Here is a 12980-nt window from a genome sequence, read left to right on the forward strand (position 1 = left end):
AATGCAGTCCAGGGGGCTTAACCGATGTTCTAATATTAGCGTTGACAATTTTTCATGCCCATTAATAAAAACAAGACTAGCCAGTGGTAACCAATGCCTAATATACTTGCCTAATTCAATAATATTAAAATCATTAGCTAGCGATTCTGCATTTAAAAAGAACAAAATATTCTGATGATTACTCATTTTCACAAATTTTTTGATACTTCGAACATCACTTGTCACAAGCTTAATGCTGGTATCTAATTCTTCAAATTCCGTATACCGCTTAATAAAATTAGATATCCAAGTTAGTTGATGTTGACTATCTTCTAATATTATTATTTCTAGCACCATCTATCCTCCGCCACTAGTTCTTAATCTTTTTATACCTAATAATTTAAACCTAGTTTAGTTTCATATCTTCCTTATATGCTAAAAAAGACACAGATTCAGTAAATTTATACATTATCGCTTGCCTCAATTTACTCGTCATATTTTAATTATCTGATCAACATATTTCGCTACCTCTAAACGATGGGTGATGATAATAACCGTTTTCTTAGTTAAATTACAAATGTTTTTTATAATTTGTTCTTCTGAAATAAAATCCAAACTACTAGTCACTTCATCTAATATTAAAACTTCAGCATCTGTTAATAATGCCCTGGCCAAACAAAGGCGCTGCTTTTGGCCACCAGATAATTTTGATCCATGTTCACCTATAACCGTATCTAATCCCAAAGGCAATTGATTGATAACCTCATCTAATCCAACCAATTCACATACTGTCTTGATCTTGTCATCGCTAATTTTTCTTGAACAGTCCATCAAAAGGTTTTCAAATATCGTTGTATTAAATATATATGGTATCTGAGGTACATATAACACATGTTTTCGCCATTCTACTGGATTCAAATTTTTTATATCTTGTTCACCAACAATAATTCGACCATTATGACATGTTAAGAAACCCGCCAATAACTTTGCAAAAGTCGACTTTCCACAACCACTTTGCCCCTGCAATAAAACTTTTTGTTGTCGTAGAATTGAACAAGAAATGTTCGCAAGAACTACTTTCCCATCCCCATAACCAAAGTAAACATTTTCCACTTTAATATCTGCATCAGTATTTTTATGATGTAAACTGTCCCCTTTTAATTTCTCTTGCGGTACAGATAAAACTTCATTTAGACGATTAAGAGCAACCTTAGCAGATTGTATTTTAGATTGTAATCCGACAATGTCCTGTAACGGATTCATAAAATAGCACAACAATGTATTAAATGCCACTAATTCACCTAGACTAATACGTTGTGCGAATACTTCATGGGCACCGATCATCAACACCATAATTTCTAAAATATGATCAACTAATTCTTTTAATGTCTTTTGAATTTGATCCATTTTCATAAATTTTTGCGTTGAGTTTAATAGCTTTTCTAGCTTAATATTACTTTTGTGCAAAACTACATCCGTCCAATTCATCGACTTAATAAGTTCCATACATGAAAAGTCACTAATCAGTTCAGAAGTAACTGTTTCACTTGCTGCCATCACATTTTTATTTTGCCTTTCAAAAGGTCTTACAAACATAATAATAATCATCACGTATATCGGTATACTAATTACAGAAACACCAAAAAGATGTATATTTTGCAATGCTAAAATTATCCCAAGAGCAAAGAAAATGCTTGACTGCATTATACCGACAACGTAACAAGATGATATTGCTGTAACGATTTTCTCGGTATCTTGGAATCTAGAAATAATATCACCGTTAGTTTTATTAATAAAAAAGTTTATTGGCAAATGAAAAACATGTTTTATATACATCATTATGATGTTCTTTGAAATATTACGTTCTAACTTTAGAATTAGGCTCTGATTCAGGTACATTGATATACTTGAACATACATGACCAATAATTAACCCAATTGAGATAATAGTCATCTCAGTAATTAATTTTTTAGGAATAAAAGAATCAATAAGATTCTGAAAAAAGTAAGCACTAATCAATTCTAAAAAAGTAATAAATACAACTGATAAAAAAATAGGCACTAATAGATGCTTTTTTTCAACAATTAATTTCTGAAATTGCCATAATGATAGCGGCTTTTCTACAATACGATGGTAATCTTTTGCTTTTTCAAAAAGTATGGCTACACCAGTCCACTCTGCTAATAAATCTTTTTTTAACATATGTACTATACCAATATCTTCATCCGGATCAGCGATAGTTACCTTATCATTCTTAACATCTAAAACAACGTAGTAGTGTAATAACTCTTGATTTTTCTGAACATGTACGATAAAAGGATAAGAAATTTCTCTGTCTTGAAAAAGATGTTTCGATGCTTGTATTGCTTTTGCAGAAATTTTTAACTTGCTAGATGCCCTTATAATCCCCCAAATAGTCGTTCCCTCAAGCGATGTTTGCGTTAATTTTCTTAATTTAAACAATGGTATCGTACTACCATAATATTTAAATATCATCGCTAGAGCAGCTACACCACAATCTGATTCATCAATCTGTGCAACATAATATCTACCCCATTTCAAATTAAACAACCTCCTTCCCACATATATACATCCTAAAGCCCTTTTATTACCCCTATTAAAAATAATTTTAACCGTCCACTTTTTATTATTTAACGTTAAAAAAGCAGATGACTCTTTAAAAGAATCATCTGCTTTACTATAAAATGTTCCATGTGAAACATTATTTATTTTCTTCAGGTTTGTTATCTTTAACATAGTTCCAAAAACTACCAACTGCCGATATTAGATCAAATCCCGGTAAGATAATAATATAGACCCATACCGAAAATGAATCCGTGGGTTTAAAAATTAAATACCACAATATATCAATCATTAGCTGTACAAACAGTTGTCGTGGTGTTGCTCGAAAAAATGTTTTTCCAAAAGCACCTATCATTATATAACCTCAATTTACAGCCATTTCTTTAAAAAATTAGCCTTTATTTCTGTGTTTTCGGGTGTCATATAAGCATCCGGTCCGTGACCTGTGCCATCCACGATATGGATTTCTGCTCGGTCATCACTGACCACTTCACGGGCAGCTGCTATCATATTCACCGTCTGTTGGTATGGTACAACAAAGTCAGCGGTTCCTGCAAATGCCAATATTGGTGGCATTACGGTACTGAAATATGTTGCTGGATTATATTCCTTCACTTTATCTGGCACATCTTTGGGAGCTCGTTGCTTAAACATCTGCCCTTCAAAGGATTCTGCTGTTCCAGTCTCCGGATACTTAGGTGTAACGCCACTTTCCTCAAATTGCTCTGAAAACTTATCAAATTCGTATGGACCATACAAAGAGATAATTGCATTTACCTTTTCAGATTCACTAGCAGCTTCCCCAAAATCATGATTGAACATAGTATTGGCTGATGCTGTAACACCTGTCAATAATGCTAAATGAGCCCCTGAAGACTCTCCCATTAGGGCAACATGATCCATATCTAGTTGATACTCGTCAGCGTGAGCACGCAAAAAACGAATAGCAGCTTTGATTTCATAAATCTGCGTTGGAAAATCTGCATCTTGAATTAAAGTGTATGACACACTAGCAACAGCATATCCTCTATCCAAAAGTCTTAGCGCTGGTTCAAGCTTGTGTGAACTCTTATCACCAAAAACTAGTCCACCACCAAAGACATCCACAATTACCGGAAAAGGTCCTTGGCCCTCATTTGGTAAGTAAATGTCTAAATCATGACGAGCACCCGCCATGTAAGGCACATCTTGCCATTGTTTTTCAATATAATCTGTTTTTGCGACCGTCCGTTTATAATCACGATCAATAAATCTCTCTGCCATATTAACCCCCTAAAATCTCTCTTAAATAAAAAAGGATAATTGCCTACACAACTATCCTTTCATCATACACTATTTTTTACTCTTTATTCGCAAACTTATAATAATCATTATCACGAACCAAGCGATTGCCAAAACAGTTGTTGGCATGGTATCCGGCGTAAATAACAAAATTAAGAAAATACCAATCAAAAATGCGATAGTTAGATAATTCGTAACTGGTGCACCAGGCATTTTAAACAATTGTTTGCCATTTTTGAAGTCCGGTGATTTACGATACTTCACATGAGCATATACTAAGACAGCATACATAACAACAAAGGCTGCCGATGCAACTGACGTCACTAAATCAAAGGCATTAGCTGGGAAGAAGAAATTCAACACAACTGCTAATGCAATGAGTGCTGTTGAAATGTTAATCGCATTAAATGGGATATAACGCCTATTTAATTGACCTGCATATCCTTTACCTTCTGATAATGAAAATAACATACGCCCAGTTGTAAAGATGGCACTGTTTAATGACGATGCTGCTGCAGTCAAAACAACAAAATTAATAATTCCTGCTGCCCCTGTCACACCAATACCTGCAAACACTTGTACGAATGGTGATTCACCGGCACTATAATTCGTCCATGGTTGAATACACATAATAGCTATCAATGCACCGACATAGAAAATTAAGATTCGCATAATGATCGAATTAATTGCCTTCGGAATATTCTTATAAGGGTCTTGTGCTTCTGCAGCAGTCATACCAACAAATTCAATTCCTAAGAAAGCAAAAAATACCATTTGAAATGCCGATAACAAGTGACGACCACCATGGGCAACAAAACCATGTTGCCATAAATTACTAATAGACGTGACCCCTGAGGAAGTCTTTGTATGTAAGACCATCATAATCACACCAGTAGCAATCATCGCCAATATGGCAATAATCTTGATCATCGAGAACCAAAACTCTGTTTCACCAAAAGCAGCAACAGCAATGATATTAATACCATATAAGACGGCTAGGAATCCTAATTCCCATATCCAGATGGGTACATTAGGAAACCAGAAGTTCATATAATTTCCAACAGCCGTTAATTCTGCCATGGCAATGGTGATCCAGCCAATCCAGTAAGTCCAGCCAATAACGAACCCTGCTTTAGGCCCAACATATTTTTCAATAAATCCGACAAAGGTCGCTCGATTAGGGTCAGTTAGTAACAACTCACCCAGCGCGCGCATCATCCAAAACATAAAAAGCCCAACAATAATGTAGACCAGTAAAATGGCAGGTCCTGCCGCACTGATGGATCGACCTGCTCCCAGGAACAGTCCAGTACCAATCGTTCCTCCCAAGGCAATCATCTCAACATGACGGCCAGTCAACCCTCTTTCCAGTTTCTGAGGGGAACCTTTTTGTTGTGACATCTTCACACTTCCTTTTTTATTAAATACTTCATACTACTTTGCTGAATCTCTTGCGAACATATTAACTAGTATATAAGAATTTTCAAATTTTTCAAAACTAGAATTAAATTTATCTTTCATTTTTTCTAAAAAATAAGCAGCCTCAAAAGCTTTAAGCGCCTAAATTAACCAAAAATAATGGACAATTTAGGCGCTTAAACGTCTTTAATAATTGGGACCTGGAAAGTCTTCTGGTATTTGTGCGTGTAATCTCTTTAGCAAGCGACGTAAAATACCTTTTTCTAGCATCGCTGCCCACATACCTTCTAATCGAACCTCACCATGAATAACTACTGATGTCACAGCACGTAACTCACGAAAATCATGGCTCGTTCATGCGATCATCTCAACATTTTCTTCTAATAACTGATCATGGTCTTTTTGATGTAATGTCCGATCAAAATTTTGATCATAAAAATCAGACCATTCAAAAGCCTGCGCTAAAGCTATCATCCGGCTATCGTAACTTGGATGAGTTGTCATATGGTCACCTGCTATCCAAGGCACGGGTACTCCCTCAGCTTCAGCTAAATATTTATCCCATTTTTCAAAATCAAACGGATGCTGTCTTCTCACAATCAAAATCCAATACACGTATGCCAGTGACGATGCCATCATGAACAACCTGCGCAAGATCGCCCTCACCGAAGTAAGCTCTAAATAATTCTTTTTTATGTGTTTTAAAATAATCTGTCCGTTCATTACCAAGCTTTGTTGCCCATGTTTGCATGTCAGTCACACTAGGCGCTTCTGCAATCATCTTGGCAGCTGGTGTTTTAGTTGGTGTTAACACACGATCCGTAATTAATGACAGGCCATCATTAAACCTCATACCAAAATGATCAGCTAATTGCGAAATGTCTTGCATAATTGCTAATGCATCTTTTTTATTAACTAAGTTTTCTGTCGGTTGCTGTAGTGAAACATCATTTGCTAAATTCTCATTACTTTGAAGGCTGTCTTCAGTTAATTCATCGTCACTAATCAGGAAATAAATTAATAATAAATGGATCAAGTTTAAATCATTTTCAGAAACACCAGCAATATCGAATGGATTCGTATCCAAAATGCGGATTTCTAAGTAGTCGATTTCGTCATCACCATCTGTTTTACGCTTAAATCGGACGGGGCCATATATTTCATGTTCCGAGAACAATTTACCTTGTGATATCAGTTGTTCGATTCGTCGCTGATGATCAACATAATCGCTATCATAAGCTACCTTTTCCCCTTGATCATTAACAAAACCATACTCACTTGTCCGTAATGAACGGACTGGCTTGGTGAATTGTGGCGTTCTTGAGTCGGAATCATTTAAATTGAATGGCGCTGCACCAAATAAATAATTAAAGAACCAACTATGAGCAACAATTTGACGCGCAATGTGAAAATAAACGTCGTTTTTAAATTCTTTAAAATCAGTTCGATCACTGGCTTCAAATAAGTGCTGCAATAAGCCATCTGACAATGAATAATTAAGGTGTACACCTGTCATAATTTCATGCGTAGACCCATATTTATGCAATAACCAATCACGATAGTCTTGAACCCAAGTTCTCTCAAAAGTTTCATCCAACCATTGGAGATCGTCTTTCTTTAATTGAGGTGGCATACTCAATGGCCAGACCGACTCATCATCTGCCATATAGCTCCGTAAAATCCACTGTAATTGTAGTAAACGATCACGGGCTTCCTCAAATGAACCCACAGCCTCTGTCACCAGCTCAGCCTGTGTCTCACTATAGTCAGTTTGTAGATAAGGATGAATTTGTCTCGAACCTAATTTTATTGAATGATTGACACGACTTAGCCGACCTTTTCTTGTTACCCGATGAGTCTCAAGTTCAATGCCAAATTTACCATCAATAAGTTCTGCATATAAATTATACTTATCGACTAGTTCTCCTAATTTTAAATTAGCTACCATACGTGATGCCTCTCAATTATCTGTCCTCAAATAGGAAAAGCTCTGTTCATGGTAAACTACCATACACCAGAGCCATACCTTATTATTTTTTAAAGAATATTATTAATTAAATTGTCTCTTCATCTATTATAGTCTTTTCTGTATCTACTTCAGGCATCTGCTGTACCTGCCAAAGCTGCCAAGTATAAACAATCACCGTCCGAATAACCGCATAAAATGGCACTGCTAAAATCATGCCTGCAATGCCGGCTATATTACCAGCAGCTAATAACAAAACAATAATAGTCAGTGGATGAACATGCAAAGATGCCCCCATGACACGTGGATAAATTAAATTACTGTCAACCTGTTGCACAATCAACACAACAACGATGACCCAGATTGCTTGCCAGAATGAATCTGTTAGAGCAACAAACAATGCCGGAACCAAACCAATATAGGGACCAACATATGGAATCATATTGGTTATACCAGCAAAGACGCCTAACAACAAAGCATATTTTTGACCGATCATAAAGTAACCAACAGCTGTAAATACACCAACAAAAATCATCTCTAAGACTTGACCACTAATGTATTGCGCAAGTGTTTGATTTAATCGCCCTAATATGTCAGAAATCCTTGCTTGTTGTTTACTTGGAAAGACTTTCTGAATAAAGGGTGCCAGTTTATGACCATCATTTAACATGTAAATTGTCATTACTGGCACGGTAATCGCTGTCACCGTGAAACCAGTTAACTTGGCAATCACCGCGCTTAAACTAGTTGCCATACCTGATACGACGGTTTTCCCAATATTCTGCACTTCTTGTTGTAGCTTATCAAGATTAAAATCAATACCATACTCTTTAGAGAAATTAATTTGACTAATCTGGTTAGCCCAATGTTGAATTGTATCTACTAATATCGGAATATTCTTTACCAAACTAGCGATTTGATCAACTAAGGCAGGTAATAATGTTAGTAACAAGGCTACCAAAATACTTAATAATAGCAACATAACAATGGTAATAGCCCAGCCACGGCTAACATGCCTCGTCTTACTTAATGGCACCTTTTGCAGCGCCCCAACCACCGGATTTAAGATGTAATATAAAAATCCTGAAATAATTAATGGGACAAAAACAGCACCAATAAATTGACCAATTGGTTCTAGAATAAAGCGTAATTGTGCAACGATCAAAACTAATAGCGCAACGGCTAATAATTCAATTGTCCAAAATAATGTTTTCGATCGTTTGACGTGTTCTAACACTTCAGACCCTCACTTTCATTTTTTTCTAATTATAACAGATATTAGGCAATCATAAATTTCCCGTCATTATTTAAATAAATATGTTTTTATTTGTGAATTTTGTAACTATATAATTCAGTTTAACTTAATAATCGAAAAAGTTTTACACACTTTATCCACAAGGCACATCATCAAGCCATTACTGCTTGCAAAGAGTAACTTCATTGACCATAAAAAAAGCATTCTGACGAATTACTTTATCGTCAAAATGCATTACTACTAATTAAAAATTAAAGCCAGAATCAAACCAATTGCTAACGTTACTGAAATGACTACAGCATTTTTAATAGCATATGGAAAATTAGGTTTGATTGGATTTGCTTGAAATGCTTTAACATTTTTCATCACAATTGGGAACGATACTAAGGCAACCAATGATAGCCAAGGCAAAATTCCGGCAATCACTGCAATAATCAGCATCACATAGCCGGCAATGTAAACCCAACCAAACGCTTTAACTGCACGATTCTTACCTAAGTACCAAGCTAATGTGTGCCGTCCTTCTGCAACGTCTTCATCGTAATCACCGATATTATTGGCAAACATGATATCGCCAATTGCAAACCAGGCAATCGCTGAAGCAATAATAGCCTTAAAGACGAGTTCACCGTTGAAAGTTGGCGCAATATTTACATAAGTTGCACTCAAAAAGATGAGATATCCCATCGTTAGCCCTGACGCTAATTCACCGAATGGCGTGCGTGACAAAGGCAACGGGGTACCAGCATACCAATAAACAACCCAAAATCCAATTAATCCCATGATTAACAAGGGCCAACCTGTTTGTGTCGCTAACCATAATCCACCAACCGCAGCAATCAATGCCAACACCAGTAAGGTTATCCAACCTTGACGTTGTGAAATACCACCCTTACCAATGATGTTATTGACACCGTTCTTCCACTCCTCACTGGTTGCTGATTTAAAGTCTTGTATATTATTCCAAACATTAGCAACCATTTGCAAAGCTAGGACAACAATCGCGAAAACTATTGCATATCCCGTATGAAATTCTTGATATGTGATTGCAGCATATAAATTACCCAAAACCAATGGTAATGCACTAGCAACCAATGATTGAATTTCCACGAATTTCAACCATGTTTTAATACTCATCTACCATAACCTCCTAAAAACTCTCGACATCTCAGCTTACACGAAAAAAATCAGTCGCGCAATGCAACAACGTCGACTGATTACCTACTTATGCAATTATAATGCTCTAAAACGATGCAAATGTTCATTTACTGGTATATCTTTACTATCAACTGAATCTATTCGGGCATATGGTGATGGCGACATACTAATCTTTGAAATAAAATCCGACATCGCATCACTTTCTGCTTGAGCCTCAATATGCACGGAACCATCGGATTCATTCCATACATTACCTTGGATGCCTAATTTATCAGCAATATTTTTTGTAGAGTATCGAAAGCCAACCCCTTGCACTCGGCCACGTACGATAATTTTCTTTGCAATTAACATTTATATTCCTCCAATAACAGAAAAATCAGAGTTTGAAAAAGACTGGCACATTGCTCATGTCCCAGTCTCATTATAGCGTGAATTTATGGTTTCTTTGTTAAATCTGAATCAAAGTATTTCTCTGAAAGGTCAGATAATGTACCATCTTTAGCCAATTGTTTTTGTGCTTTAGTAATTTTCTTTGCTAAAGCCTTGTCTTTCTTGTTTAACATTGGTGAAGATGACGTGTTATCCAAAGTTTTCGTCACTTTCGCCTTTAACTTTGTCTCGGGATGAGCCTTTTTATAAACGCCCCATGAATCCTGTGAGTTCAACGTCACATCGGCCTTACCTGAATTAACTAAATCAATAGCTTCCGCAAATCCTGGTACTGATACAACATTGGTACCAGCCTTTTTAGCGGCCTGACCAAAGTTAGACGATGCCGATTGAGCTGACTTTTTACCTTTCAAATCAGCTGCCGTCTTGATGTCTGATCCGGCTTTAGTAATCATCACTGTCTTGGTATAGATATATGGCTTGGCAAAAGCATACTTTTTAGTACGTTCCTTTGTCTTTCCCATATTATTGTACACAACATCGTACTTTCTTGAATCTAAGCCGGCAACTAATGAATCAAATTTTGTTTGTGTAAATTTGACTTTCAAGCCTAATTTCTTGGCAACAGCTTTTGATAAATCAACCTCAAACCCAGTTAATTTACCAGATTTGTCACGATACGAATATGGTGAGTACGTTCCTTCTAGACCAACTGTCAACGTCCCTTTTTTGTGAAGATTTTTTTGATAAGCAGGTACTGATTTATCAGATGCACTTGGCACAACTGCATAAGCACTACTACTTGCGGTAATTAACGTAACAGCTGCGATGGCTGCAATTTTTGTATATTTATTCATTTTATATTTCCTTAACTGATGTGTTTGATTAATATTATTCATTGCCCGTAATATTTGTCGCTAACGACATCTGTTAATTTAACATCGCATCCCCAAACTCATTATCGTCACCCCTTTTAGTTTCTGACGCAAATCATACCCCGCTCTTTATCCCTTTGTCAACTGCACGGTTATTTTAAACTTTTACTTGCATTTAATTAGTAACACCCCTAGAATGAAAATAGTTAGTAATTCGAAATTTTCAATTTTAGGGAGTATAACTATGATTCACATCACATTAAATAACTATGTTACTTGTGAAAGCCTAACGCGTTTTTTGCGGTAGGTTATCTTGGTGTACACCAATTTAATAATCGTCAAAAACGTGTTAGGCATCTTACGACTGAGATTGTTTAACACTTTTTTTGTGCTCTTTTTTGAAAGGAAGGCTCATGTTTGAATTCATTGCAACTTATGCACCACAATTAATTGTCGCTGGAATTAAGTACACAATTCCACTAGCATTAGTTTCTTTTGTGGTTGCAGTTGTTATTGCAGCTACCGTAGCTGTCTTACGCTCATACGTGCCACATGCCACCGGTCTCGGTAAACTCGGTTGGCAAATCTTAAAACTCATCCTATGGTTTTACGTCTGGATTTTCCGGTCAACACCAATGCTTGTGCAATTATTCGTGGTCTTTTATGGTTTACCAAAATTAGGCATTAGTTGGTTGTCGCCATCTGGTTGGATTGCGGCTGTTTGGGTGCTATCACTCAACACTGGTGCGTATGCTTCAGAAGCAATTCGTGCGTCAATTTCTTCCATTCCAGATACACAGCGTGAAGCGGCTGCCGCTCTTGGAATGACTGATCGGCAGATTTTTATGCGCATTATCTTACCGCAAGCGACTCGTATTTCTATTCCAACGCTAGCAAATTCGTTCATTTCATTAGTTAAGGATACGTCATTGGCTTCAGTTGTCACGATAGTTGAAATGTTCTATCTATCTCAGCAACTCGCTGCCGTTAACTTCGAACCATTAAAGATGTACTTGCTAGTAGCTGTTATTTATGCTTTATTCGTCACTATTTTGTCAATTCCCCAACGTTATATTCAACGCTGGGCCGACCGTTTCGTAAAAGATCAGAGGTAAATCATGCTGAAATTAGAACATATTGATAAAAATTATGCTGAGCATCACGCATTAAAAGACATTAACGTGACTTTTAATCCACAAGAAACAACAGTGATTGTTGGACCATCTGGATCAGGAAAATCAACATTGTTACGTTCATTGAATTTACTAGAGCATCCTGACAGCGGAAAGTATACTATTGATGATCGTACAATCGATCTCAGTGAACCCGTAACGACTGATACCTTACTTTGGGTACGTCGTAAAACAGGGATGGTTTTCCAACAACCCCGTATGTTTGATCATCTAACGATTATGGGTAATATGATTGAAGCTCCAGTCCATGTCCTAAAGCAATCAAAAACAGTCGCAACCAAACATGCTCATGAACTATTGTCAGCAGTCGGCTTAGATGACATGGCTAACCGCTATCCTTATCAATTATCAGGTGGTCAAACGCAGCGTGTTACGATTGCTCGTGCGATGGCGATGGCTCCTGATTATTTACTACTAGATGAACCAACTTCAGCCCTAGATCCTGAACTTGAAGCACAGGTACTACGTGTCTTGAATAATTTAGCTCAAGAAAATCAATCAATGATTATTGTGACCCACAATATGGATTTCGCCCGTCACGCAGCCGATCGGATGTTGTTCTTAGAAGATGGTGAAATTGATTTCGATGGTACCCCAGATGAATTCTTTAACAAACCAACGGCACGTATTCATCGCTTCTTGAATGCCTTTAAATTTGATCAAGACGAGCATTAAGTGAGTGCAACAAAAGGCATTTTGAAAGACATTTATACTATATAATTTTAAACATAAAAGGATTGGGAAAATTTAATTTCCCTGAACTGAACCCCAAAAATTGGAGAGAAGTTTAAGCAACTAGCTGGTCGGAAAGATTTCGGTATTGAACCGGAGTTTTTCCGGCCAGTTTTGTTTTAATCCGTTTATTATTGTAGTAATAGATA

14 protein-coding genes are annotated in these 12980 nt (G+C 36.6%); 2 read left to right on the forward strand and 12 right to left on the reverse strand.

Annotated features, from left to right (window positions below):
- Window positions 1–471: 471 nt before the first annotated feature.
- From NGR58_RS04605 to NGR58_RS04655, 11 genes are all read right to left on the reverse strand, one after another.
- Complete coding sequence (locus NGR58_RS04605; protein ID WP_258088469.1) at window positions 472–2736, reverse strand: peptide cleavage/export ABC transporter; 2265 nt, start codon at window positions 2734–2736, stop codon at window positions 472–474.
- The gene (locus NGR58_RS04610; protein ID WP_075270467.1) at window positions 2702–2917 is read right to left on the reverse strand and encodes a hypothetical protein; all 216 of its coding nucleotides are present in this window, start codon (window positions 2915–2917) and stop codon (window positions 2702–2704) included. The genes NGR58_RS04605 and NGR58_RS04610 overlap by 35 nt, the downstream gene beginning before the upstream one ends.
- A 14-nt stretch (window positions 2918–2931) precedes the next feature.
- Window positions 2932–3825 carry an alpha/beta hydrolase gene (locus NGR58_RS04615; protein WP_258088470.1) on the reverse strand — a complete coding sequence of 298 codons (894 nt, stop codon included), beginning with the start codon at window positions 3823–3825 and terminating at the stop codon, window positions 2932–2934.
- Window positions 3826–3894: 69 nt separating this feature from the next.
- Window positions 3895–5244, reverse strand: coding sequence for an amino acid permease (locus NGR58_RS04620; protein WP_258088471.1), 1350 nt, complete (start codon window positions 5242–5244; stop codon window positions 3895–3897).
- Between the two features lie 204 nt (window positions 5245–5448).
- The gene (locus NGR58_RS04625; protein WP_345791596.1) at window positions 5449–5586 is read right to left on the reverse strand and encodes a hypothetical protein; all 138 of its coding nucleotides are present in this window, start codon (window positions 5584–5586) and stop codon (window positions 5449–5451) included.
- A gap of 30 nt (window positions 5587–5616) precedes the next feature.
- Window positions 5617–5859 carry a hypothetical protein gene (locus NGR58_RS04630; RefSeq protein WP_258088472.1) on the reverse strand — a complete coding sequence of 81 codons (243 nt, stop codon included), beginning with the start codon at window positions 5857–5859 and terminating at the stop codon, window positions 5617–5619.
- Window positions 5837–7210, reverse strand: coding sequence for a glutamate--cysteine ligase (locus NGR58_RS04635; RefSeq protein WP_258088473.1), 1374 nt, complete (start codon window positions 7208–7210; stop codon window positions 5837–5839). Before NGR58_RS04635 ends, NGR58_RS04630 begins: the two co-directional genes overlap by 23 nt.
- Before the next feature lie 106 nt (window positions 7211–7316).
- Window positions 7317–8465: an AI-2E family transporter gene (locus NGR58_RS04640; protein ID WP_258088474.1), complete on the reverse strand. Its 1149-nt coding sequence runs from the start codon at window positions 8463–8465 to the stop codon at window positions 7317–7319.
- 258 nt (window positions 8466–8723) lie between these two features.
- On the reverse strand, window positions 8724–9620 hold the full coding sequence (locus NGR58_RS04645) for a UbiA family prenyltransferase (protein ID WP_258088475.1): 897 nt from the start codon (window positions 9618–9620) through the stop codon (window positions 8724–8726).
- Between the two features lie 96 nt (window positions 9621–9716).
- Window positions 9717–9992 carry an acylphosphatase gene (locus tag NGR58_RS04650; protein WP_258088476.1) on the reverse strand — a complete coding sequence of 92 codons (276 nt, stop codon included), beginning with the start codon at window positions 9990–9992 and terminating at the stop codon, window positions 9717–9719.
- 83 nt (window positions 9993–10075) lie between these two features.
- Window positions 10076–10888: a transporter substrate-binding domain-containing protein gene (locus NGR58_RS04655; protein WP_258088477.1), complete on the reverse strand. Its 813-nt coding sequence runs from the start codon at window positions 10886–10888 to the stop codon at window positions 10076–10078.
- Window positions 10889–11319: 431 nt separating this feature from the next.
- Here NGR58_RS04655 and NGR58_RS04660 point away from each other — a divergent pair, with 431 nt between their 5' ends.
- Window positions 11320–12021, forward strand: coding sequence for an amino acid ABC transporter permease (locus tag NGR58_RS04660; RefSeq protein WP_075270476.1), 702 nt, complete (start codon window positions 11320–11322; stop codon window positions 12019–12021).
- A 3-nt stretch (window positions 12022–12024) separates the two neighbouring features.
- Window positions 12025–12774 carry an amino acid ABC transporter ATP-binding protein gene (locus NGR58_RS04665; RefSeq protein ID WP_258088478.1) on the forward strand — a complete coding sequence of 250 codons (750 nt, stop codon included), beginning with the start codon at window positions 12025–12027 and terminating at the stop codon, window positions 12772–12774.
- A 112-nt stretch (window positions 12775–12886) separates the two neighbouring features.
- Here the strand turns inward: NGR58_RS04665 and NGR58_RS04670 are convergent, their stop codons facing one another.
- Window positions 12887–12979 (reverse strand): IS3 family transposase, encoded by a 93-nt coding sequence (locus NGR58_RS04670; protein ID WP_407077141.1) that lies wholly within the window; start codon window positions 12977–12979, stop codon window positions 12887–12889.
- Window position 12980: the final 1 nt, after the last annotated feature.

Origin of the sequence: Weissella fangxianensis, from assembly GCF_024718545.1 — a bacterium.
Lineage (GTDB): Bacteria > Bacillota > Bacilli > Lactobacillales > Lactobacillaceae > Weissella > Weissella fangxianensis.

Coding starts and splice junctions, on each gene's coding strand:
- NGR58_RS04605 (WP_258088469.1), bottom strand. CDS start 2,736: ATGTTAAAGATAACAAACCTGAAGAAAATAAATAATGTTTCACATGGA.
- NGR58_RS04610 (WP_075270467.1), bottom strand. CDS start 2,917: ATGATAGGTGCTTTTGGAAAAACATTTTTTCGAGCAACACCACGACAA.
- NGR58_RS04615 (WP_258088470.1), bottom strand. CDS start 3,825: ATGGCAGAGAGATTTATTGATCGTGATTATAAACGGACGGTCGCAAAA.
- NGR58_RS04620 (WP_258088471.1), bottom strand. CDS start 5,244: ATGTCACAACAAAAAGGTTCCCCTCAGAAACTGGAAAGAGGGTTGACT.
- NGR58_RS04635 (WP_258088473.1), bottom strand. CDS start 7,210: ATGGTAGCTAATTTAAAATTAGGAGAACTAGTCGATAAGTATAATTTA.
- NGR58_RS04645 (WP_258088475.1), bottom strand. CDS start 9,620: ATGAGTATTAAAACATGGTTGAAATTCGTGGAAATTCAATCATTGGTT.
- NGR58_RS04650 (WP_258088476.1), bottom strand. CDS start 9,992: ATGTTAATTGCAAAGAAAATTATCGTACGTGGCCGAGTGCAAGGGGTT.
- NGR58_RS04655 (WP_258088477.1), bottom strand. CDS start 10,888: ATGAATAAATATACAAAAATTGCAGCCATCGCAGCTGTTACGTTAATT.
- NGR58_RS04660 (WP_075270476.1), top strand. CDS start 11,320: ATGTTTGAATTCATTGCAACTTATGCACCACAATTAATTGTCGCTGGA.
- NGR58_RS04665 (WP_258088478.1), top strand. CDS start 12,025: ATGCTGAAATTAGAACATATTGATAAAAATTATGCTGAGCATCACGCA.